Annotated in this window: 18 protein-coding genes; 5 read left to right on the top strand and 13 right to left on the bottom strand. The window is 56.1% G+C overall.

Annotated elements, in window-relative coordinates; translation table 11 throughout:
• The first annotated feature begins 88 nt into the window (after positions 1 to 88).
• Positions 89 to 1,168: an extracellular solute-binding protein gene (locus AC2FIP_RS10320; protein ID WP_185956670.1), complete on the top strand. Its 1,080-nt coding sequence runs from the start codon at positions 89 to 91 to the stop codon at positions 1,166 to 1,168.
• 29 nt (positions 1,169 to 1,197) lie between these two features.
• Positions 1,198 to 2,799, top strand: a complete 1,602-nt coding sequence (locus AC2FIP_RS10315) for a BCCT family transporter (RefSeq protein ID WP_496698393.1) — start codon at positions 1,198 to 1,200, stop codon at positions 2,797 to 2,799.
• 382 nt (positions 2,800 to 3,181) lie between these two features.
• Here AC2FIP_RS10315 and AC2FIP_RS10310 read toward each other — a convergent pair whose 3' ends face one another.
• Both AC2FIP_RS10310 and AC2FIP_RS10305 read right to left on the bottom strand, forming a co-directional pair.
• A complete protein-coding gene (locus AC2FIP_RS10310; RefSeq protein ID WP_496786270.1) occupies positions 3,182 to 5,185 on the bottom strand; it encodes a DEAD/DEAH box helicase in 2,004 nt (667 codons plus the stop codon).
• Positions 5,186 to 5,613: 428 nt separating this feature from the next.
• The gene (locus tag AC2FIP_RS10305) at positions 5,614 to 6,786 is read right to left on the bottom strand and encodes an ATP-binding protein (protein WP_496786268.1); all 1,173 of its coding nucleotides are present in this window, start codon (positions 6,784 to 6,786) and stop codon (positions 5,614 to 5,616) included.
• Positions 6,787 to 7,112: 326 nt separating this feature from the next.
• Here AC2FIP_RS10305 and speD point away from each other — a divergent pair, with 326 nt between their 5' ends.
• Entirely contained in the window at positions 7,113 to 7,514 is a 402-nt protein-coding gene (gene speD, locus AC2FIP_RS10300) for an adenosylmethionine decarboxylase (protein ID WP_496786267.1), read from the top strand.
• On the opposite strand, the gene AC2FIP_RS10295 is transcribed toward speD, so the two are convergent.
• From AC2FIP_RS10295 to AC2FIP_RS10250, 10 genes are all read right to left on the bottom strand, one after another.
• Complete coding sequence (locus AC2FIP_RS10295) at positions 7,485 to 9,026, bottom strand: polyamine aminopropyltransferase (RefSeq protein ID WP_496786265.1); 1,542 nt, start codon at positions 9,024 to 9,026, stop codon at positions 7,485 to 7,487. The genes speD and AC2FIP_RS10295 overlap by 30 nt on opposite strands.
• Positions 9,023 to 9,247, bottom strand: coding sequence for a DUF350 domain-containing protein (locus AC2FIP_RS10290; RefSeq protein ID WP_142636390.1), 225 nt, complete (start codon positions 9,245 to 9,247; stop codon positions 9,023 to 9,025). The genes AC2FIP_RS10295 and AC2FIP_RS10290 overlap by 4 nt, the downstream gene beginning before the upstream one ends.
• Positions 9,248 to 9,257: 10 nt before the next feature.
• The gene (locus tag AC2FIP_RS10285; RefSeq protein WP_496689284.1) at positions 9,258 to 9,422 is read right to left on the bottom strand and encodes a hypothetical protein; all 165 of its coding nucleotides are present in this window, start codon (positions 9,420 to 9,422) and stop codon (positions 9,258 to 9,260) included.
• 1 nt (position 9,423) lies between these two features.
• Positions 9,424 to 10,725 carry a DUF4178 domain-containing protein gene (locus tag AC2FIP_RS10280; RefSeq protein ID WP_496786264.1) on the bottom strand — a complete coding sequence of 434 codons (1,302 nt, stop codon included), beginning with the start codon at positions 10,723 to 10,725 and terminating at the stop codon, positions 9,424 to 9,426.
• Entirely contained in the window at positions 10,722 to 11,336 is a 615-nt protein-coding gene (locus AC2FIP_RS10275) for a DUF4178 domain-containing protein (protein ID WP_496727765.1), read from the bottom strand. The genes AC2FIP_RS10280 and AC2FIP_RS10275 overlap by 4 nt, the downstream gene beginning before the upstream one ends.
• Positions 11,337 to 11,507: 171 nt before the next feature.
• Positions 11,508 to 12,440, bottom strand: a complete 933-nt coding sequence (gene arcC / locus AC2FIP_RS10270) for a carbamate kinase (RefSeq protein ID WP_496786263.1) — start codon at positions 12,438 to 12,440, stop codon at positions 11,508 to 11,510.
• A 3-nt stretch (positions 12,441 to 12,443) separates the two neighbouring features.
• Positions 12,444 to 13,445, bottom strand: coding sequence for an ornithine carbamoyltransferase (gene argF / locus AC2FIP_RS10265; RefSeq protein WP_496698377.1), 1,002 nt, complete (start codon positions 13,443 to 13,445; stop codon positions 12,444 to 12,446).
• Positions 13,446 to 13,461: 16 nt separating this feature from the next.
• The gene (locus AC2FIP_RS10260) at positions 13,462 to 14,691 is read right to left on the bottom strand and encodes an arginine deiminase (protein ID WP_496786261.1); all 1,230 of its coding nucleotides are present in this window, start codon (positions 14,689 to 14,691) and stop codon (positions 13,462 to 13,464) included.
• Positions 14,688 to 16,025, bottom strand: a complete 1,338-nt coding sequence (locus AC2FIP_RS10255) for an amino acid permease (RefSeq protein WP_496698375.1) — start codon at positions 16,023 to 16,025, stop codon at positions 14,688 to 14,690. Before AC2FIP_RS10255 ends, AC2FIP_RS10260 begins: the two co-directional genes overlap by 4 nt.
• 9 nt (positions 16,026 to 16,034) lie before the next feature.
• A complete protein-coding gene (locus AC2FIP_RS10250) occupies positions 16,035 to 17,441 on the bottom strand; it encodes a YfcC family protein (RefSeq protein ID WP_496786260.1) in 1,407 nt (468 codons plus the stop codon).
• A 426-nt stretch (positions 17,442 to 17,867) separates the two neighbouring features.
• Between AC2FIP_RS10250 and AC2FIP_RS10245 the strand changes: the two genes are divergently transcribed.
• On the top strand, positions 17,868 to 19,607 hold the full coding sequence (locus AC2FIP_RS10245; RefSeq protein ID WP_496698371.1) for a type I secretion system permease/ATPase: 1,740 nt from the start codon (positions 17,868 to 17,870) through the stop codon (positions 19,605 to 19,607).
• A complete protein-coding gene (locus AC2FIP_RS10240) occupies positions 19,607 to 20,923 on the top strand; it encodes an HlyD family type I secretion periplasmic adaptor subunit (RefSeq protein ID WP_271948965.1) in 1,317 nt (438 codons plus the stop codon). Before AC2FIP_RS10245 ends, AC2FIP_RS10240 begins: the two co-directional genes overlap by 1 nt.
• A 12-nt stretch (positions 20,924 to 20,935) precedes the next feature.
• On the opposite strand, the gene AC2FIP_RS10235 is transcribed toward AC2FIP_RS10240, so the two are convergent.
• On the bottom strand, positions 20,936 to 22,987 hold the full coding sequence (locus AC2FIP_RS10235) for a dockerin type I domain-containing protein (RefSeq protein WP_496786259.1): 2,052 nt from the start codon (positions 22,985 to 22,987) through the stop codon (positions 20,936 to 20,938).
• Between the last annotated feature and the right edge of the window lie 96 nt (positions 22,988 to 23,083).

Here is a 23,083-nt window from a genome sequence, read left to right as displayed (position 1 = left end):
TTTGATGATGTACTATAGGCTAAAGGCGGTCAGGGGCTGTCGGATAATGATAGCTGCGCTGTTTTCTACTCTCTCTTTGAGTAATGCGATGGCGCAAAGTAACTCTGAGAGCGAAACCACAATCCCAGAGCCCGGGCCGTCCATCACCTTCACATCCTGGACCGGCCCTTACATGCGAAGTCAGATGCTTGGGTTTGTGCGCCCTTATGAGCAAGCCAAAAACGCCGATGTGCATGTTGCACATTACAATGGTGGCATCTCGGAAATCCGCGATCAGGTCGAAAGCGCAAATGTGATTTGGGATGTGGTCGACCTTACGCAAGCAGATTCACTTCGCGCCTGCGAAGAGGGCTTGCTGGAGAATATATCTGACATAGAACTGCCTGATGGCGTCGATGGCACACCATTTCGAGAGGATTTTGTCGAAGGTGCCCTGAATGATTGTGGCGTAGGAGTCATCGTATGGGGCACCGCATATGCGTATAACAATTCTCAATTCGCAGAAACGCCTCCATCAACCATTTCGGATTTCTTCGACACAGAAACCTATCCTGGGCCACGTGCCATCCGAAATGATCCGACAGTGATCATGGAATGGGCCCTTATGGCCGACGGCGTAGCCCGCGATGATGTGTATCCAACGCTCGAAACCGAAGAAGGTGTTGAGCGCGCGCTGAAAAAGATGGACGACATAAAAACCGGCCTGCAAATCTGGGAAACCGGGCGTGAACCCGTACGTCTGCTGAACTCTGGTGACATTGCGATGTCATCGATCTGGGCCACTACCGGTGCAACGGCCGCCCAGGAAGACGGTTCCGATTTTACGGTCAACATGGACGGCCGTGTGATTGAGCTGGATCTGTTCGGCATTCCAAAAGGAAGCCAGAATAAAGAAGAGGCCATTGATTTTATTCGCTTTGCTAGCAGCTCAAATTCGCTGGCCGATATGGTCGGGCACCTGCCAAATGGTCCAACCCGAAAATCTTCGATGACACTCCTGTCAGACGACGTTTTGGAGCGCATCCCGAACGGTCCGGCGTATGAAGACAATCTTTACATTCTGTCGGACGCCGAGTGGTGGGCCACCAACCACGGGCGCCTGGAAGAGGCGTTCCAGTCCTGGCTCGCAACCTCCGCCCGTCAGGGCGCTGCGGGTTCAACACGGTAAGCCGAAACAACAGGTCTAAGAGGTGCAAAATGAGTGATCAATCAACACAGAAACCTGACAATCTTGTAGCAAAGAGCGGCTTGTTCAAAGGTATGAATCCGACGATGGGTATCGCTTCGATGGTGATGATATTGGGATTTGTGTTTTTCACGATCCGTGATGTTGAAGCTTCAAGTGCGATCTTTGCGACAGGTAAAAACTTCATCATCGGTAGCCTGGACTGGTTCTATGTACTGGTCGTTAACGCGGCACTGTTTTTCGTAATTTGGCTTATGATCAGCCGGTTCGGACACGTGAAGCTGGGCAAGGATGATGACGAGCCAGATTTTTCAACGTTTTCATGGATTTGCATGCTGTTTAGTGCGGGCTTGGGATCTGGTCTGATCTATTGGGGTGTTGCAGAGCCAATGTTCCATATCCAAGGCAGCCCATTCCTTGAGCGGGCGGGAATTGAACCAGGTTCGGTTGACGCCGCGGTTTCTGCGGTAACGATCACGAATTTCCACTGGGGTTTCCACGGTTGGGCCCTTTATGTGCTGGTTGGCCTCTGCCTTGCATATTTCTCGTACCGCCATGGGCTTCCTCTGACTTTGCGCACCGCTCTTTATCCTGTGCTGAAGGAACGGATCTATGGTCCCTGGGGTCATCTCGTCGATCTGATTGGCGTATTTGGTACAATCTTTGGCCTCGCAACCTCATTGGGGTTGGGCGTCACACCAATCGCCGCCGGTCTTGAGGATCTTGGCTGGATGGCAAACACCCAGACAAATCAGTTGATCCTCGTCGCAATCATCACCTGTCTTGGCACGGCTTCTGCTGCATCGGGTGTTGGCAAAGGCGTGCGTATCTTGTCTGAAGCCAACGTTATGGCAAGTGTTGGCCTGCTGCTCCTGTTCATCATTCTGGGACCCACGGCATTCCTGTTGGGCATAACCATATCCGGATTTGGAGATTACCTCTGGACGGTGATACCCATGGGTTTCTGGATCAACGGTGAGCCCGAAAACCAATGGCAGAGCTGGTGGACGATCTTTTACTGGGGCTGGTGGATCGCATGGTGCCCGTTTGTTGGACTGTTCATTGCGCGGGTTTCAAAGGGGCGGACGATCAAGCAATTCTGCTATTGCGTTCTTCTTATCCCAACCTCAGTCGTGATGCTCTGGATGGGTGTCTTTGGTGGCGCTGCAGCCGGGGTTGATCTGTTCTACGACGCAGGTGTCGTCGAGGCGGTCAACAATGACTACGCCGCTGGCGTATTCCAAACGGTCAAAGGATTTGGCTACACATGGTTGGTGTACCCGATCACAGTGTTGATTACGGTTCTGCTGATTTCGTGGTTTGTCACGTCTTCTGACTCGGGGACACTGGTGATGTGCACAATGCTGTCGATGGGTGACGAGCATCCGCCAATCAAGTTCCGTGTGTTTTGGGGTATTACCGCAGGCGTTGTTGCCGGTGTCCTAATGCTGGCCGGTGGGTTGAGCGCGCTACAGACAGCGTCCATCGTCGCAGGGCTACCAATCGCCGTGATCTTGTTGTTCATGATCTATGGTATTGTCTCGTCGCTTCACGCTGAGCATCCAGTGCCCGATGTTGAGGATAAGTACGAAATGGAGTTCCTCAACAGATAGGCAGCCATTGTGGTTCAATTTGTCGAGAGGCAGTTATATCTGCCTCTCGACAATTACAGACATGGGTTTCGACCTGTCCGCGAAGCTTTCCTCGTTCTGATGTGAAGTTCGCCAAATTTTCTGGGAGCAAACGAATACGAAAGAACCTCTGCCTAATGGTTTCCACCAGCGTCTCTGCTACCCGCGTGGTACAGAAACTGGATAGGCTTGTCCGGCTCTCCATGGTGAGCCTCTCACACAATCCCGACCTGTGAACCAAAGGTACATTGTGGGGATAGTCCGATCCCGGTCGTGATGGAGCGGTTTCTTTCGCCCATGCCTTCCATTGTCCCTTAAAGGTAATGCCCAGAGCCAAAAAACCAGGTTCGGAATGGAATGCAGGCTAAGTCTTCCGCCGTTTCGGGACAGAATCGCCACCTTTTGTAGATTTGGCCGCTGCGACTCGCGCTCGGTTCTTCTTGCTGCTTGACTTACCTTTGGGTGGAGGTGGACCCTTTGATGCTGTTCGGGCAGATTTGATGTCGCCGCCTTTGGCTTCAGATTTACCGCCCTTACGTGCCTTTGGCTTTGCACCAACCGGTTTGAACAAGGCATCTGCCTCGTCTTTCGAAGCACGCTGGCGTTCTACTTTGGCTGATTTGACGGCCCTTGTGGGACGTTCTGCAGGGCTGGAAGGTGCCCGGCCCTCGGATTCAGGCTTGCGACGTCCATAAGTTGCAGTGCTGCTCCGTTCGGTCGGAGTCGTATCTCGTTTGCTCGTAATCGGTTTGCCTCTTTGCTTTCCGATGGGCTTGGTCCGGCCAGTTGCAGCAAAGTCCGGTGCCGTGTCCAGACGCACGAGATTCTTGACCTTTTCGATCTTCATCTCGGGCCCAACGGCTGTCAGAAACCCTTCGACGCTGGGCTCACGTATCTCGAAATAGGTCACATCATCGGCAATCCGGATGGCCCCAATGTCATCCTTCGTCAGATTGCCTGACTTGCAGATCATCGGCAGCATATAACGCGGCGACGCATTTTGATTGCGCCCCTCGGACAGCGAAAACCAGACGCTGGGGCCAAAGGCCGCGCGCGGTTTCTGGCTTTGCTGATCGACCGTCGACAACTCTTCTGGCGCGGAATGACGCAGCTTGTACTGCCGCAGGTAAGCTGCTGCAATCTGCTCAGGGGCAAAGCTCTCTACCATTTTCTGAACTGCTGCGCGTTCACTTTCCGTGATCTCTGCTTGCCAGTCATCTGATGCGAACATTCTCACCTGATCGCGTTCGGTCACCTCTTCGGCTGACGGGGCTGTCCCCCAATCGGCGGTCAGCTTGGCGAATTTCAGAATACGTTCCGCCTTTTTCCGCGACGCGGGTGCAACCACTAGTGCGCTGACACCCTTGCGCCCGGCCCGGCCTGTTCGACCCGAGCGGTGCAGCAGTGTTTCATGGCTGTTTGGCAGTTCCGCATGGACCACCAAATCAAGGTTAGGCAAATCAATACCGCGGGCGGCAACATCCGTTGCCACACAGACCCTGGCACGCCCATCGCGCATGGCCTGCAAGGCGTTCGAGCGCTCGCTCTGGGTCAATTCTCCGGATAGGGCGACGACCGAAAAGCCCCGGTTTGACAGGCGCGCTGTCAGACGTGACACCATCGCGCGGGTATTGCAGAACACGATGGCGTTCGGCGCCTCATAATAGCGCAACACATTGATAATTGCATTCTCGCCGTCGCGCGGGCCGACCAACATAGCACGATAATCGATATCGGCGTGCTGCGTCTTTTCGCTGACGGTGCTCACACGTTCTGCATCGCGCTGATACCGTGTCGCCAGATTGGCAATCGCACGTGGGACAGTGGCAGAAAACAGCAAAGTCTGACGGTCTGATGGTGTTTCATCCAGAATGAATTCCAGATCCTCTCGGAACCCGAGATCCAACATCTCGTCGGCCTCATCAAGAACCACGGCGCGAATGGCCGTCAGGTCGATCGAGCCCCGCATGATATGATCCCGCAGCCGTCCCGGAGTGGCGACAACAATATGCGCGCCACGCGCCAATGCACGGCGTTCATCCCGAATATCCATGCCTCCGACGCAGGACGCCAGAAACGCGCCCGCATCGGCGAACAACCAGCTCAGTTCACGCTTGACCTGCAGCGCCAGTTCCCTTGTTGGTGCTACAACAAGTGCCAGCGGTGCGCCCGAGGTTTCGAAAGTCTCAGCGTCACCCAAAAGTCGCGGCGCAATCGCCAGGCCAAACCCGATGGTTTTACCCGATCCGGTTTGGGCCGAAACCAGCATATCCTTCCCTTCCAGTTCGGGCCGGGTTACAGCCTGCTGAACTTGGGTTAAGGTGTCATAGCCCTTGCGAGCCAGCGCATTTGCAATGGTTTGTTTCACAGCGGTGGTTCTTTTCATCGGTCAGGAGATGGGATTGTGCGGTATTGCAATCAATGCATCATCCATGGGTAAAGACAGCCCCTTAACGAGTGTCTTGACTATTGTATAGCCACGAACCGGGGCAGATGCGCTGAAAATCCCGTATCCTGTCCGTACTGCTCCCTTTCAGTAGCGGCTTGAGACCCTCGCCGCTTTCGGTTCAATTTGTTGAGACGCGGCAGAAGCGCAGGCTTGGAATAATCAAAACAGGCGTTTTTCTGTAGAGCTTTCAACCGTCTGTAAACCAGCTGTCCCTGTCGGGCTGGCGGTCAACGTGACTACTCCTTCGGGAAATCTACTACAAGCAGTCGGATTCGATAGCTTCTACGACCACGTTTTCTTCGAATTTAGAGCATGACGTTGAGCCAATGGCGCGGTCCCTCTTGCGTCTACGCAGACGCCAGCCGTTTCATCGCGCTCATGAGAGGCATAGCTCGTACACCTCCCTGCCCCGGCACTTCCTTGTCGTTGGCATAGACAAGGATGCGCTCTGAGACGTCCAGTTCTTCTGTCGCGATGTGAAACCCACGCGTGACCTTCGCTGATGTCGACCGCTTGATCTCTATGGCCCAGAGGCCGCCGCGGGGAAGTTTCAACATCAAATCCACCTCAGCCCCTGCTGAAGAGCGATAGAAGCTTGCTTCTGTTCCGCGCGGTGCCGCGGCGATCAGGTTTTCGATGCAGAACCCTTCCCAACTGCCGCCGACAACCGGATGCCCCAGTAGGTCTTCTTGCGTTTCGATCCTAAGAAGTGCATGGGCCAACCCGGAATCGCGAATATAGACCTTGGGAGACTTGACCAAACGTTTTCCGGCATTGGAATGCCATGGCTGCAAACGGCGCACCAGCATCAGGTCGACCAGCAAATCAAGATAGCGCGCAACGCTCTGGCCAGAGACACCCAGGTTTCCCGCAAGTTTCGCCGCATTGAGTAACCCGCCTTGCTCATGGGCAAGCATCGTCCAGAACCGGCGCAATGTTTCCGCCGGGATGCGCAACCCAAAAGCCGGAACATCGCGTTCCAGATAGGTGCGGATGAAATCCTCGCGCCATGCCAGGCTGGTTTTGTCGTTCTTGGCAAGGAAGCTATCTGGAAACCCACCCCGCAACCACAGCGCAGAGATCGAGTCCACTCCGGTTTCCGACAAAATGAAAGGCGCCAGCTCGTGATAGCTGACCCGGCCAGCCAAGGATTCTGCGCTTTGGTGCAGAAGCGTGTTCGAGGCCGACCCCAGCAGCAGGAATTGCCCAGTCCGATACCCTTGTCTTCGTCGTCGGTCAATCTGACCGCGTAATGCCTTAAACAGGCCTGGCATAAGCTGAACTTCATCGATCACCACCAGGCGCCCAACCTGCTCGTCGAGATAGAGGTCTGGCTCTTCGAGCACCTGGCGATCAGCAGATCTCTCCATATCAAGATAGACAGCGTCACGGCTTTCAGCGATATCCTGCGCGAGGGTTGTCTTCCCAACTTGCCGCGGCCCAAGCAGGACTACGCCCGCCTGGTTCTCGAGAGAGTCTTCAACTGACTTTCTATCACCGCGCTTGATCATACCTTGCATTTATTCCATTTGGTGGAAGATTTACAAGGATAAAATTCCAAATTACTGTCCAGTGAAACCCTATCGTCTCGGCCCTTCACCCCAAAACCATGACACGCAAGTCTGGACCTTAGGTCGAGCATTATCGTGGAAAGCTGCGTCCCATTTGATCAAGAGAAAATTTAACCTGAGTACGTTCTTCTTTCTTAACTATTAAATTCGAAAAGTCCTCTTTGCGTCCCTCAATTTCATTTCCATTGCCCTGAAGGGCGAAGCCAACTAGGTACTTGCCGCGCACAAACCCCTAAGAATCTGCGAAAAATCAAATCGCAGAAAGGACCAGGATCATGACCATACCGGCAATCAAAAACGCTGACACAGGCACGCTGGCTGGCTCGGGAATGCATATTCTGGTCGATCATTACGGCAGCCAATACCTAACCGACGTAACGCGCATCGAAGAGGCACTGAGCCGCGCGGCGCGGGAGGCTGGCGCAACGATACTGTCGGGCAAGTTCCACAAATTTGGCGGGCACGGCGGTGTGACCGGGGTGTTGTTGCTGGCAGAATCGCATATCTCGATCCACACTTGGCCGGAAAATGATTATGCCGCCATGGAAATCTTCATGTGTGGCACAACGCAACCGGACAAAGCGGTCGCATATCTTGAGAAGCACCTGCGCCCTGCCCGAGTTGAAATTACGCGCGTCAACCGCGGTTTACCGGAACCAGTAGTCCCAACCGTCTAAGTAATATCCCATCAATGCGTGCGATTGCAGTGTATTAGGTTCGGCATCGATCCGGTCGGTATCACCGCCAAAAATCTGTGCCGCGCGCCAAACATCATCGTCGAGATAGCTCAACCCATCCGGCAGTTCGATTCTACGGTCGGTCAATGGTTCAAATGTAGCCAGAACAAACCCCCATTCGCCGAAGCTCGGCACGTAGCTGTGATAGGGAACCGCCTGCAGTCCCCGCCCGGGTCTTTGCGGATTGCGGCTGCTCTCGATCGTTTCGGCCACCGACCAAAAGGCCTGTCGGGCAAAGAACGGTGATCCGGCCTGAGTGACAAAGACCCCCTGCCCGCTTAGCCGTTCGGCCAGCAAGCCGTAGAATTGCTTGGTGTATAACCGGGACAAGGCGATGGATTTGGGGTCTGGCAGATCAATGATCACCACGTCGTAAATCTGGGTTTCCCACTCCAGAAATCTCCAGGCATCTTCGTTGACAACCGTCACGCGCGGGTCGCTGAGAGCATTGTCGTTCAGCTTGGACAGATCTGGATGGTCGCGAAACAACTGCGTCACACGCGGATCAAGATCCACCAGCGTCACAGACTGCACCTCGGGATAGCGCAGCACCTCGCGCGCGGCCATGCCGTCTCCGCCCCCCAAGATCAGAACGTCAAGCGCGCGCGGCGCAAGGGCCATGGCCGGGTGCACCAGCGGCTCGTGATAGCGGTGTTCGTCAAGGGAATCGAACTGGATCGAATGATCCAGAAACAGGCGCACCCGGTCGCGGTACCGGGTGACGGTGATCTGCTGATACGACGTGGCCTCGGACAGGATGACATCATCTTCGAACAGTTCGGCCTCGGCGACCGAGACCAGCCGTTCGGACTGCCACAGTGCGCCCAGCGTTGCCACAAAGGCCACCGCCCAGACTGCCACCTGGACCCGCGTAGCCCATTCCCGAAACACCAGCAGAGACAGGCCAGCCACGGCAAGGTTTAGACCGCCAAAAGCCAGACTCGCCGACATCAGCCCCAGATACGGGATCACCAATAGTGGAAAAGCCAATGAGGCGACCAGCGCTCCGATGTAGTCGACGCTCAGCACGTTCTCAAATCGGAACTTCAGCGCCCCGATCTGTTCAAGCACACGGGCAATTAATGGGATCTCCATCCCGGACAGGATGCCAATGGCAATCAAAGCGCCGTAAAGCGGCAAGGCCACCTGCCCCAACCACGCATAATTCAGAAACAGCACCGGCGCCAAAAAACCGCCAACGATGCCCAGTAGGATCTGCGCCCAGACAAAACCGGAAAACGCATCCGAGACAAAGCGCGACAGCCAAGCACCTACTCCCATCGCCGACAGAAAGATGCCAATTACCAGTGAAAACTGGCGGACGGAATCCCCCAGCAAATAACTGGACAAGGTGGCGGCAATCAGCTCGTAGATCAGCCCGGCTACGGCCACCAGAAAGGTGGCCAGCAACAACCACGCGGCACGCGCCTCAACCGCGCGGGGCTGGGTCATGACAGGATGACGGCCGCGATGATGATGGAAACTGCTACAAACAGCAGCCCGATCAGGATCGCCAACGCGATGTTCTGATCTTTTTCGATCTCGTGCACGACCGAGAAGGGTGTCATCCAGTCGATCACCTTCCACACGACCCACATCAGCGTCACACCCAGAAGGGTGTAAAAGATTGTGCTGATGATTTCTGCAATCTGAATTGCTGCTATATAATCCATTGATCCCTCACTATTTTATCCGATTTGACCGATAGTACCCGCCGCCACCGCTGCCGACCCGAACCGAAGTGTCCAAGTCACGGCTTTCAGCCCAATACCCATGCCACGAGACATAACCCGTGGCGGCCACGGCCAGGGTCGAAATGACGATGAAAATGATCCTGAAAGCTGTCACTTTAATCCTCATCTACCCAATCAGTTCCCGACCACCGGGCGCGTTGATGCAACCATTTGCGCCCGAACTGAAACAGGAACAGCGCTCCAAAAACCCCGGCCAGCGCGAATGACCAAAGACCACTGGACAGTCCGGTTATAACTCTGACTTGCAACTGGCTGAACGGCTGCCCCGGTACATGGCCTACGCCCGACCCGTTCCAAAGCCCCTGCTCTGGCACGTCCAGTGCCAATGTGTAGTCACCCGTGCGATCTGGCCGAAACGTCAGGCTCGCAAATTTGCTGCCTTCACGCCATGTGCCGTCCGAGTCGCGGCCGGTGTAATATTCGATCGTCCGACCCGCCTGGAACACCGGCTCTCCGTCCGGATCAAGCAGCTCGATGTCCAGATAGATCCAACTGTTTTCAACATTGCCCGAAAAGGAAACCTTCGTCAGTTGGCTATTGGCTTCAAGCGGGATTGTGATCTCGGCCGGGAAGTCGCCACGTTTTAGCGCCTGACGCTCTATCGCCCTCTCTCCTGATCGTTGAGAGAAGGAGACCGCCATCACAAGACAGAGGATCGTAAACACGAATGATACGACCAGCAGAAATCTATAGTTTGGGCCCTCGATGAAAGGTTGCAGCGGATGCACCCGATGTGGGTTCAGGTTCAATGAAACCCCAAAAGCTGCTTCGGCCTGCTGTTTCGAAACATAGAACGTGCGATAGGTCTCGCGTTCGGACCCAGTGGTTGAAAACCCCAGCATCGCCGTATCAGACATCGCTGAAATCGTCGTTGTCTTTTCGCCCAGTGAAGGCGTCCAGGTGAATTCGCCCTCGACATAGGTGACCGCGCTTGTGGTGGTCTCGTAATACACAAAGCGCCCATCCTCGGTCGTCACAGAGGGAGGAGATTCCGCTGTCTCAACCCACCGCTCCGACATCCAGGCCGATCCGCGATAGCGTTTGGAAAACACCAGATGCCCCGCCTCAAGCGTTAGCCAGGCATAGCCGTGAGTTGGCGAATAGAGCTGATGGTCTATCCATTGATAGACCCGTCCGCCCCAGCGTTCGGCATGCTCGATCAGACCGATTATGGTGAACTCAGCACCATACAACGACCCACTCATCCCAATCGAAAGCGGAGTTTCCGGGCGTTTCTGATCCTTGAACTGGCGTAGAGTCCGGTAGTTGTTCTGTGCATCCAGTTCGGCCCCGCAATAGGAACAGATCTGCACGATCACCCTGCCCCCGCCCAGCACATCCAGACCGGCGCCGCAGCAAGTGCAGTTGATCGAAAGAAGACTTGGATTTCGGGTCATGACTGCCGCTGAACCTTCACATCAAATGCGTCATACCACCGACCGTAGAACCAGATCGCATGACCCGGCCAGAATTCACCGGACAACAAAGCCTCATCCCCGGCGGAAGCGTTCACGAATTCATGGCTTTCCCCGACCTTTAGCACCTCATCGAACTGTCCGCGCAGGGCGATGCATTCGGCATGCTCAACTTCGGTAACCGTGAATGTGGCCGCGTCGAAATCCAGCGTTTCGCCCAGCTTGAACGGAGGCATGAATTTCGGCGTGTCCTTTTCGGTCAAGCGTTTCTGCCGAACGACATCTCCCTCATCGAGCGATATCCAGCAGGTGCGGCCATCACCATCGACACCGCAGAACTCATCCCAGAACCCCCGCCCGTAGGAATAGCGCGCATGACCAAGAATCAATGTCGACGTTCGACCCAGTTGCACTTGATCGCCTATCCCGAACAAAAGCGGTGCATCGTGCATCTCACCCTGCTGGCCCGCCGATTGAACCTGGACATCATTGATCATCAACGTCGTACCGCAGGACGCACAGGTGGCAACCTTTATCCCTTTCAGCGCAATCGGGGTTTGCGCACCGCAGTTTGGACAGTTCAAAGTCTTCATGCTTTCAAGTCGCGCAAAGAAAATGAAAGTTCAAGCCGTTATTGGTTCTGGAGAATACACGTCCGGTGCCGCCTCGCCCTTGTTGCCAGAATTCAAACAGAACCACTTAGGTGGAACTGAACACGCTGGCGGTTCTGTTAGAGGTGCCGTCAGCCCCAGCAATCATCTGAGTTAGTCGTGAAATAGGATTTCAGCTGCGTCTTTGCTTATGGTTGTGCCCTTCCTGCCCGCAACGATATCCGCCAGATCGGCCAGTGCGCCGATGGCTGCGGATTTGCCGGTAAGCCGCGCAAACTGGGCGGCGGCCTCGACCTTTGGGCCCATCGAACCGGCGGCGAAATTGAACTTGGCCATGGCATCTGGTGAGGCGGCTTTTATGCCACGCTGAGTATCGGTACCCCAGTCCAGATAGGCACAATCAGCATCCGTTGCCGAAATGAACAGATCGGCGCCGACCTCTCGGGCCAGCAGCTCTGAGGCCAGATCCTTGTCGATCACCGCTTCTATCCCCTCCAGATAACCCGGAGAAGTATAGGCCGTGGGAATGCCCCCGCCACCGGCGCAGATCACCACGGTTTGCCGTTCCAGCAGCCATTTAATCGGCCTGATTTGAAAAATCCGTTTCGGCAGCGGAGAGGCAACAACCCGTCGCCATTTGTCACCATCCGCACGAATTTGCCAGCCCTTGTCGGCGGCCATTCGTTCAGCCTCGGGTTTGTCATATACCGGACCGATGAATTTTGTGGGGTCGTCAAAGGCGGGATCCTTGGCATCGACCTCAATCATGGTCAGCAGCGTGGCCAGAGGCGTCTCGGGCGGCAGACGGTTGCCCAACTCCTGCTCGATCATGTACCCGATCATGCCCTCGGTTTCCGCCCCAAGCACGTCCAGCGGATAGGCCTCATCCGGTTTATAGGCGTTGCCCTGTAGGGCCAGTAATCCCACCTGAGGGCCATTCCCGTGGGTCACAATCAACTCGTTCCCCTCGGCAATGGTGGCCAGCGCCTGAGCGGCGATGGCCGTGTTTTCACGCTGGTTCTCGGCGGTCAGGGCCTGACCGCGCCGCAGCAGCGCATTGCCCCCAAGGGCGACGACGATCCGCATGGCTCAGGCCCCCAATGTGGCGACCAGAACCGCCTTGATCGTGTGCATCCGGTTTTCAGCCTGTTCAAACTGAATACCGGCGGGGCTTTCGAATACCTCTTCGGTGACCTCCATTTCGGTGATGCCAAATTTCTCGTGGATGTCTTCGCCCACTTTAGTCTCGGTATTGTGAAAGGCGGGCAGGCAATGCATGAATTTGACGTTTGGATTGTTTGCCGCTGCCATTAGCGCGCTGTTGACCTGATAGGGGGTCAGCTGCTTGATCCGGCTGTCCCAGACCTCGGGTGCTTCGCCCATCGAAACCCAGACATCGGTGTGGATGAAATCCACGCCATCCACGGCGGCCGCAGGATCATCGGTGATGGTCAGCGTCGCGCCGTAGCGCCCGGCGGCTTCTTCTGCCGGACCGCGGAATTCGTCGGACGGCCACAGATCACGTGGGGCGGCGATGCGGACGTCCATCCCCATCATGCAGCCCGCGATCATCAGCGAATGGCCCATATTGGACCGCCCGTCGCCCACATAGGCGTATTTGATGTCATGCAGGGGCTTTTCGCCAAATTCCTGCATGGTTAGCAGATCGGCCAGCATCTGGGTCGGGTGGAACTCATCGGTCAGCCCGTTATAGACCGGCACGCCCGCATTGGCGGCCAGAGTTTCCGCCAGTTCCTGCCCAAAACCGCGATATTCAATGCCGTCGAACATGCGGCCCAGCACACGGGCAGTGTCCTTCATGCTTTCCTTATGCCCGATCTGTGACCCCGAGGGCCCAAGATAGGTGACACCGGCACCCTGATCCATCGCGGCCACTTCAAAGGCGCACATGGTCCGGGTCGAGGATTTTTCGAAGATCAGGCAGATGTTCTTGCCTTTTAGATGCTGGATTTCAGACCCCGCATATTTTGCGCGCTTCAGATCGCGCGACAGGTCCAGCAGATAACGCAGCTCACGTTGGTCAAAATCGAGCAGTTTCAGAAAGCTGCGGCCCTTGATATTAAATGCCATTGGTCAATCTCCTTTTTCAGTAATCCACAGGGTCACGCCAGATCGGGCAGGTCATGCAATGCCCGCCGCCTCGCCCACGCCCCAGTTCCGAGCCCGAGATCGTGATCACCTCGACCCCCGCCTTGCGCAGCAGCGTGTTGGTATAGGTGTTGCGGTCATAGGCGACGACCACGCCGGGCTCTAACGCCACCACGTTGTTGCCGTCGTCCCATTGCTCGCGTTCCTGATTAAATGCGTCTCCGCCTGTCTGAACGATGTTCAGAGATTTGATCCCCAGGCATTCGGCGGCCACATCGAACAGATGTTTGTCATCGCGCCGGAAGTCGATCGTGTCCTCTTTGTTTCCGGGGCGCAGGCTGATGCACTGGATGTCGTTACAGACATCAACATAGGCAGTCGCGGTCTCACGGTCGCAATGGCTGAACACTGTATCCAGATGCATAGCCGCGCGGCTGCGGGGCATCTGACAGGCAACAACCCTCTCCGCCGCGCCTTTGGCAAACAGAGCGCGGGCGACCTGACCAACCGCCTGCGGACTGGTGCGTTCGCCCATGCCGATCAACACACTGCCATTGCCCCAGGGCATGACATCACCGCCTTCGACCGTGGCCGCGCCGTGATCCTTGTCTGGGTCACCCCACCAGATCTCGAAATCTGCGTCGCGGAACTCGGGGTGGAACTTGTAGATCGCGGTCACCAACAGGGTTTCGGGGCGCCGCGCCGGCCAGTACATCGGGTTGACCGTCACGCCGCCATAGATCCAGCAACTGTTGTCACGAGTGAACTGCGTATTTGGAATCGGTGGAATCACAAAGCCCAATGGCCCCAGATAGCTGCCGAACATACCTGAGGGTTTGAACGGCATATCTTCGACCGCGATACCGCCGATCAGATATCTGGCCAGATCCTTGGCCGCCATCTCATCCAGCCAGCCGCGCAGCTCATTCAGCATACCGACGCCCACCTGATTCTCGGTAATGCGGCGGTCCAGAACCCAATTACGGGCTCCCTTGTCCTTCAGCGTTTCTGCAAGCAGCGTCTGGAATTCTAAAACCCGAACCCCGCGATCCTCCATCTTCATGCGGAAATCGGCATGGTCAGAGCGGGCTTTGTGCACCCAAAGGACATCGTCATAAAGCAACTCTGCCGCATTGCCAGGGGTCAGGCGGGAATGGGCCAGACCCGGTTCGCAGACCATCACCTTTCGAAGTTTCCCAATCTCGGAATGTGCGCCAAATCCAGTCATGATATCTCCTTTGATGTAATCGCGCCGGACTGCCAACGCAGCCAGACATGGATGGGCAACCCAGCCAACAGCAACAGGACGCCCCAGAAAACGACGTCTTTTCCAGCGCCGAAAATCGCCCAGAATGAATAGACAAAACCGAGACCCGCCAGCACAAAGGCCTGCGGTGGCAGGCGGGTGCGTTCTTTGCGTTTTGCGCGGATCATAATTTCGGCACCTGCGCAAAGCAGGTAGGGAACCAGCGTGGATAGGGTGGCCAACAGAATGATGAATTCAAACTGTTCAGCCAGGGATCGGGTATAGTTCATAGCGATCAGAGCGCTGGCTAGCAGGCTTGAAGAGATCAGGCCAAATGCCGGCGTACCAGTCCGTGACACCCGGGCAAAACCGGCCGGGAACAACCCGTCGCGGGCAGCGCCCAGTGGAACTTGTCCGGTCAGCAGCACAAATCCGTTGAGCGTGCCGAAGGTCGAAACGCAGGCCCCGACCGCGATGAATACCGCACCGCCAAACCCCCACATCACATGCGCAACATCCGCCAGCGGTGCGTTGCTTCCGGCCAGCGTGCCGGATGGCACCACCCCAAGCGCCACATAGGTCGTGGCGATATAGACCAATGCGGCAACACAGGTTCCGACAATCGTCGCAAGAGGGATCGTTTTGGTAGGGTTCCTGACATCGCCCGCCGGAACCGTTGCGGATTCGAGCCCCACAAAGGCCCAAAGCGTCAACGCCGCGCAGGCCGAGATCGCCGATATGTTCGACATTCCACTAAGGTTGGCCGGCCGGAAGTTGGCCGGTTGGACATGGGACAGTCCCAGCAGGATCAGCACCAGCAGCGGGGCCAGCTTCATCACCGTGGTCAGCACTTGCACAATCCCGGCCTGCCGAACGCCGCGCAGATTGACCCAGGTGAGCAGCCAAATCGCACCAAGTGAGACCGCCAATCCCGCGAGCGCAGTTTCCCCGATGGCGGGTACCATAAAGCTGAGATAGCCAGCAAAGGCGACGGCAACGGCGGCATTCCCAGACCACAGCGCGATCCAATAGCCCCAAGCAATCAGGAAACCGGCAAAATCACCAAAGCCCTCGCGCGCATAAGCGTATGGCCCGCCGGTATTGGAAGACAATCGCGCCAGCCGTCCAAAGATCAAGGCCAGCACAATCGCGCCACCTGCGGTCAGAACCCATCCCGCCATCGAGATTGGCCCGAACACGGCCAGAGAAGACGGCAGCAGGAAAATACCGGACCCGATCATATTGCCCACCACCAGCGCGGTGCACATCCAGAACCCAAGGGTTCCTTTGGGTTTAGATCGGGTGTCGGTGGGCATAATGCGACCTCATGCCAACGCGGAAAGGCTGAGCCCGGCCATGATGATGACGATCAGGATCAGTAAAAGCGGCCACATGAACCTGAGCCAGCGTTCATAGGGCACACGCCCCAGGGCAAGCCCGCCCATGACCACCGCAAAGGTGGGGTTAATCAGGTTCACCAAACCGCTGGCTGACTGATAGGCCGTCACGACCAAGGACCGTTCTACGCCGGAAAAGTCTGCTAGCGGCGCCATGATCGGCATGGTCAGAACCGCCAAGCCCGAGGATGACGGGACGAGGAAGGACAACAGCCCCTGCAAGGCGAACATCGCATTGATAAAGGCCACTTTGCCCAAACCATCCACGGCACCTTCGGCCCAATACAAAATGGTATCGGTGATGTTTCCTGCGTCCATGACCACTACGATCCCGCGCGCGATCCCGATCACCAGCGCAACGCCCAGCAAATCCCGGGCACCGTCAACGAAGGTCGAGGTGAATTCCTCTTCCCCGATCCGTGCGATCAATCCCACGATTATCGAGGACACAATGAACAGGCCGGACATCTCGGCCATCCACCAGCCTCCTGCCGCGACACCCCAGATCATCACGCCAAAGCTGGCCGCAAAGATCAAAAGGATCAGCCCATGCATACCCGTAAAGGTCGGAGCTTCACCGCCCGTGCGGCCACCTTTGAAGAAATGCGCCTCATTGCTTTCGCGCTTGTCGGCAACGATGGACAGATCCGGATCGGCTTTGACCTTGGCTGCATATCGCATGACAAAGACCACACAGGCCAACCAGCATGCCAGCAACAGCGCAAAGCGCAGCATTATGCCATTGGTGAAGGGCACCCCCGCCGCATCCGAGGCGATGACTGTGGCAAACGGGTTAATCGTCGATCCCAGCGTGCCAACCCCCGCCCCCAGCATGATGATGGCCACACCCACTACCGCGTCATAGCGCGCGGCAATCATCACTGGGATGATCAGCGCGTAAAAAGCCAGTGACTCTTCGGCCATGCCATAGATTGTGCCCCCCGCAGCAAAGAAGGCCATCAAGATGGGGATCATCCATTTCTCGCGCCCCTTTAGACGCACCATTGCGCGCGCAATCCCGGCGTCAATCGCCCCGGTTCGCGTTACAACTCCCAAAAAACCGCCAATCACCAGCACAAAAAGTGCAACATCAATCGCCCGCGCTTCATAACTGACAGGGTCATAGAACCCCCCGATAGGGGCCAGTACGACATCATAGAACCCCTGCGGATTGGGCTCGACAACCTGATAGCTGCCCGGTACCGGAACATCGCGTCCCAGGGCTTCGTTAGCGACGCGGTCATATTGGCCAGCGGGAACAAACCAGGTTGCAATGGCGACCAGTGCTATCAACGCAAACAGAATTGTATATGCAGTTGGAAACTTGAGCTTCATGTCATCAAACTCCTAAAAGAGCTGAGATTGGGTTTCGAAACTTCCGGTCTCTTCATGCAGTCTCAATTTGAGATTACAAAGGATGAATGACCCCGAGGCGACCTGAACGGTTCTACATGAACGCCATTCGCTAGCGCTGCGCATTGACCTGCATCAATAGAATTCAGGCTGACGCCGGATTCAGGTTGGTCAGTTTTTGCTTTCCTACAGATCATAAGTTGCTCATTTGAGTGCAGCGTTTAGCACCTTGCGATCCATCGCCCCAGTCTGGCAGAAACCCGCTTGAGACTGTGGTGATCATGTTGACATATCAGCCCATTTCCCTGAACCGGGAAGTCGCACATTTGCATTAGGCTTAGCAAAGGCTAATGTGCAAGAAATTAAGGCGCAAATGCCCGTATCGAACAGTAACCCAAGGCTAACAACGTGAGCTCTGAAATTCCCAGGTCCCTGCCTGCCAGACATGAGTTGCGCAAGGTGCGCAACAAGGGGCTGTCATTTCTGGCACTGGCCTTCCTGTTCAGCATCTTTGTCAACCTGCTGATGCTGACCGGGCCTTTATTCATGCTACAGGTTTATGACCGCGTCCTTGCCTCTCGGGCGGTTGAAACCCTCACGGCGCTGTTTCTGATTGTCGCTCTATTATATAGCCTTATGGCCATGCTGGATTTTGCGCGAGGACGTATCGTTGCGCGGTTCGGAGCGAGGTTCCAGTCGCAACTGGACGAGCGGGTGTTCGAGGCAACGCTGCGAAAATCTCTTGTTCCGCAGGCCCGTGCAGCCCCAGCCACTGCCTTGCGCGACCTTGAGGCAATCCAGAACCTGTGTTCCTCACCTGTTTTGCTGGCCGTAATGGATATCCCCTGGACACCGGTTTTTCTGGCAGCAATCTTCCTATTTCACCCGATACTTGGATGGCTTGCGGTTGCGGGTGGCGCGATCCTGATTGTCATCGCTCTGCTTAATCAGGCGCTCACTCATAGAAAGGTTGCCGCTGCGCAGCAGGCCTCGGCGCGGGCAGGCTCATTCTCAGAACATGCCAGACAAGCCGCTGAAGTTGTCCGCTCGCAAGGAATGCAGCACGACATCTCGCAACGCTGGCTGACCCAGAGGACCGATGCGCTGAGACAGACCATCTCGGCAAGCGACTGGACCGGAAGCTTTACCTCATTAACCAAGTCGATGCGGCTGTTCTTGCAATCTGCCATGCTGGCATTGGGCGCTTTGCTGGTTTTAAGAAACGAACTGTCCCCCGGGGCAATGATCGCAGGGTCCATCCTGCTTGGGCGCGCATTGGCCCCGGTCGAGCAGGCGGTGGGCCAGTGGGCATTGGTGGAGCGTGCGCGATCTGCGTGGATTTCACTGAACCGATTCCTGGACACCACCCCGCCCGAGCCAGACCGGACCAAATTGCCTGTACCAGATGCGCGCCTGATCGCCAAAGGACTGACCGTTGTACCACCCGGCGCCGATTTACCGACACTCAGGAACGTTTCACTGAAACTAGAGCCGGGCAAAGCTTTGGGCGTGATCGGCAAAAGCGGGTCAGGAAAATCCACGCTTGCCAAAGCCCTGTTAGGATTGTGGAAACCGGCCGTTGGCGAAATCAGGCTTGGAGGCGCTACGCTGGATCAATACGGCACTGATGATTTGGGCCAACACATCGGGTATCTGCCGCAGGAAGTCACTTTGTTCAACGGAACAGTGACCGAAAACATCGCCCGGATGTCCCAAAACCCGGATTCGGAAGCGGTCATCGCTGCAGCCAAGAAAGCCAAGGCACATGACCTAATCCTGACGTTGGAAAAGGGGTACGACACGTTTCTGGAAGGCAATGACAGTCAACTGTCGGGTGGCCAAAAGCAACGTATTGCTCTGGCGCGCGCTTTGTATGGAGATCCTGTCCTACTGATCCTGGACGAGCCGAACTCGGCTCTGGATGCTGATGGCACTGAGGCATTGAACACCGCGATCCGAGAACTGAAGGCCGCGGGTAAATCAGCCATCATCATGACGCACCGGCCACAGGCCATTTCGGAATGCGACGATCTTGCTGTTGTTGAAAATGGCCAGGTCGTGAAATCCGGCAGCCGCGATGAGGTGCTAAGCGCCATGGTTCAGAACGCAAATGCGATCAAAAAGGGTCTGGCACGGGTGGGTGAGTAATGCAAAAGCCCAATCATAATGACACGCGCCCTGTTTGGCGCATTACATTTCCTGCTCTGGTCGGGTTTCTCGCACTGGCTATTTTAATCGGCGGGTTGGGCTTTTGGGCGGTGCAGACCAGGCTGGCAGGCGCCATTGTATCGCAGGGCGTCATCGAAGTTCAAAGCAACCGACAGGTAGTCGAGCATCCAGACGGTGGCGTGGTCGGCGAGATTTTTGTGCGCGACGGTGATTCCGTCACCGGCGGCGACATTCTGTTACGTCTGGATGACACGTTTCTGACCTCGGAAAAGACCATCGTTGAGGCGCAGCTGTTTGAATTACTCGTCCGAAAGGCGCGGCTTCAGGCCGAACGCGATGGTACTGATCTGACTGTTTTGACATCCGCGCTGAACGACGTACAGAAACAAGAAGACATTGACCCTGAGCTGATCGCCGGCCAGCAACGCCTGTTCGAGGCACGTCTGAATACCCTAAATCAGCAGACTCAGCAGTTGAGCAAGCAACGCATTCAGATAGAAAGCGAGATCGAGGGCACCTTGGCGCAACTGGTCTCGCTGCGCCGTCAGGTCGATCTGATACAGGAGGAGCTGCAGGACCAGCAAAGCCTGCTTCAACGCGGTCTGACACAAGCCAGTCGGGTCTCCGCCTTGCAACGCGAAGAAGCCAGCCTGACAGGTGAAATAGGCAGGCTCGAAGCGGCTGCCGCGCGGCTCAAAGGCCAAATCGCGGCAACCGAGATCAAGATTGTAGAACTGCAGGCGACACGCCGCGAAGAAGCAATCACCGCCTTACGCGATGCGCAATCGAAAATCGCCGAACTGTCTGAACGCAGGCTCTCGCTTGCTGTTCGTCTATCGCGGCTGGATATTAGGGCGCCGGTTTCCGGTACTGTCTATGGAAGCCAGGTGTTTGCACTGCATTCGGTTGTACAACCGGCAGAACCGATGATGTATGTCGTACCACAGGAAATTCCTCTGCTGATTGCCGCTCGCGTAGATGCGATTCATGTGGACCAAGTGTATATTGGGCAGCCCGCCCTCCTGCGATTTCCCGCCTTCAACCAACGCGAAACCCCCGAAATCGAAGGGCATGTTGTCACGATTTCTGCCGATACGTTCACTGATGAGAACACTGGACACACATTTTATCGCGCTGAAATGTTACCTGATGCCAACCAGATCGAGCGCCTGAACGGGCAACGTCTTGTACCCGGCATGCCAGTCGAAGCGATGATCAAGACGGACGAGCGATCCCCGTTTTCATATCTGATAAAACCGATGGCCGATTACTTTAACAGGGCCTTCCGGGAATAGATTCCGTCGTCTTTAAACTGCTTCGAGATTGCCCAACAGGATCGAAGTCATGTCAGTCGTGATCACTCCTTCTACCGCGACGACATCGACACCGGTTTCGTAGGTCACGTTTGAACTTGTGATCCCCGACAAATCGGCGTCTGCGTCCAGAAACACCCACTCTGCCTCATGCGCTGTGGGCAATCCGACGGCGATCTGCAAGATAGCCAGCGCATCCAGAGCGTTGATGAGGCCATCTTGATTTATATCGGCCGCAATCAGGTTTTCCGGTGCTGCCTGCCCCCATGTCGGGTCCAGTCCCACGGAAAGTCGCAAGACCTGCAATGCGTCCAGAGCGGTGATCTCGCCGGTCCCAGCCGAATAGGACTTTATGATATCCAGTTCACCGATAAATGTGCCCGAAGGCAGATCCAGATCGAACCTCCCTTCATCGTCGGCTTGGACACTAACCGTGCCGCCCCCTTCCGGGGTGAAACGTATTTCAGCGTTTGACAGACCGGGGTTTGCAGCTTGTGAATCAATGGTAATATTCCCTTGAATGCCTGCCGAACTGTCCGGGTCGAGCCCGCCCAAACCGTTCAAATCCACCGGAATATGGTCTGGCCCGCCAAATCCGGCGCCAAAGACATCTGAACTGGTCAGCGGAGCACCTGACGCCGAAAACACCTGAACCACATTATCCAGATACTCGATCTGCGCACCTTGCGCGGTGGACGTAAAAGTGAGCTGTCCAGGTGAGCGCAGAAATGGATAGTCAAACAGATCCAGCCTGTCCGATCCGACTTCAAAATCGGTAATCGTTGTCATCGCGGTTCCGGTCTGCATCACAAAGATATCAGACCCGGAACCGCCGGTCATCGTAGTGGCCCCAATCCCCGCTATCAGGATGTCATCGCCGCCGCCGCCAAGTAGAGAGGCATCAAGGATGCTGCCACTGAGCATATCGTTCTGCGCGGTGCCAGTGACTGTCCCATAACCGTCCGCGACGATACCCGGGTCAGCGACCGAAAAAGTAAGCTGCGTCAACCCGGCCTCTTCTTGTGAGGCCGCAAAGATCTGAATTTCGTCCCCGACATGGGCCAGGCTGAGCGAATCGACATTTTGCAGCCCGGTGTTCAACGTATCGGCAAAACTGTCCAGATAGACCAGTTGACCATCCGGTGTCAGGGTAAACAGTGTCACCCCATCATCGCCTCCCCCGGCCACGACAAACACCTGACCATTCACTTCGACCACGGCCAGGTCCTGAGCCGATTCAAAGCGGGTATTCAGTGTATCCAGCACATGATCGGTGGGTATCAACCGGCCATCACCAGACAGCTCCATGACGCTGATCGTGTTGCTTTCGCTGCCAGCAACGATGACCCAGGAATGGCCATGCGCCTGCACAATTTCGACGGCCGTTGGGGCGCCAATGCCCAAGGTCGAGACCCCATCGCCGGAATCTGCGAGGCTCAAGGTTCCCGCGCTGCTGTCCACCAAATAGGTCGTTATCGAATTGCTGGTAGCGTCGGTTGCGACGACAAAATGATCCGACCCGGACTGAGCGGTCTGGATCGAGTCGGCCTGACCTGCAACGGCCCCCGCAAAGGTCAGTGAGCCATCTGAGCCGACCGTATAGGTCGAAATCAACCCGCTGCCCTCTTGCGCCACGGCCAGAATGTCGACCGATCCAAAGGAAACCTGCACTAAGGCCGAATAGCCACCCCCACCGTTCAGGGTCCCGGTTTCCTGTAATTCTCCGATAGATCCGTCTGGAAGGATTTCGTAGCTGACAAGGCCGATTGCCGACCTGACATCCAGAACGATCTGATCGCCCCCCAACAGAGAAACCATTACCCCGGAACGTCCAACGGTGCCCGAGATTGCACCACTGAAATATTCTATGTCTTGCTGCTGGGGAACCGCGCCTTCGACGAGGTGCCATACGACAATGCCCCCTCCCTGTCCGGTCAGGCTGTACAGATACGTTTCCCCGTTAAACGTTTCTAAAGCCGTATCGCCGATACCTGAATCGAGCGCTGCGCTCCCTGTTGCAACTACTCCGCCGAACTGAAGCATCATACCAAATCACCCCACGCCAAAATCTGGCTCTTGAACAGGATGATCTGATGCCCGGTCCAATACCAAAGCGGGATTGTGGTGAAAACGAGGAGTTCG

Source organism: Ruegeria sp. CDSB114, from assembly GCF_059611025.1.
This window is presented reverse-complemented; position numbering and strand designations above follow the sequence as displayed.

Coding starts and splice junctions, on each gene's coding strand:
- AC2FIP_RS10275 (WP_496727765.1), bottom strand. CDS start 11,336: ATGAAGACTTTGAACTGTCCAAACTGCGGTGCGCAAACCCCGATTGCG.
- AC2FIP_RS10280 (WP_496786264.1), bottom strand. CDS start 10,725: ATGACCCGAAATCCAAGTCTTCTTTCGATCAACTGCACTTGCTGCGGC.
- AC2FIP_RS10235 (WP_496786259.1), bottom strand. CDS start 22,987: ATGATGCTTCAGTTCGGCGGAGTAGTTGCAACAGGGAGCGCAGCGCTC.
- AC2FIP_RS10295 (WP_496786265.1), bottom strand. CDS start 9,026: ATGACCCAGCCCCGCGCGGTTGAGGCGCGTGCCGCGTGGTTGTTGCTG.
- argF (WP_496698377.1), bottom strand. CDS start 13,445: ATGGCATTTAATATCAAGGGCCGCAGCTTTCTGAAACTGCTCGATTTT.
- AC2FIP_RS10260 (WP_496786261.1), bottom strand. CDS start 14,691: ATGACTGGATTTGGCGCACATTCCGAGATTGGGAAACTTCGAAAGGTG.
- AC2FIP_RS10250 (WP_496786260.1), bottom strand. CDS start 17,441: ATGAAGCTCAAGTTTCCAACTGCATATACAATTCTGTTTGCGTTGATA.
- arcC (WP_496786263.1), bottom strand. CDS start 12,440: ATGCGGATCGTCGTCGCCCTTGGGGGCAATGCGCTGCTGCGGCGCGGT.
- AC2FIP_RS10315 (WP_496698393.1), top strand. CDS start 1,198: ATGAGTGATCAATCAACACAGAAACCTGACAATCTTGTAGCAAAGAGC.
- speD (WP_496786267.1), top strand. CDS start 7,113: ATGACCATACCGGCAATCAAAAACGCTGACACAGGCACGCTGGCTGGC.
- AC2FIP_RS10255 (WP_496698375.1), bottom strand. CDS start 16,025: ATGCCCACCGACACCCGATCTAAACCCAAAGGAACCCTTGGGTTCTGG.
- AC2FIP_RS10290 (WP_142636390.1), bottom strand. CDS start 9,247: ATGGATTATATAGCAGCAATTCAGATTGCAGAAATCATCAGCACAATC.
- AC2FIP_RS10320 (WP_185956670.1), top strand. CDS start 89: ATGGCGCAAAGTAACTCTGAGAGCGAAACCACAATCCCAGAGCCCGGG.
- AC2FIP_RS10305 (WP_496786268.1), bottom strand. CDS start 6,786: ATGCAAGGTATGATCAAGCGCGGTGATAGAAAGTCAGTTGAAGACTCT.
- AC2FIP_RS10240 (WP_271948965.1), top strand. CDS start 19,607: ATGCAAAAGCCCAATCATAATGACACGCGCCCTGTTTGGCGCATTACA.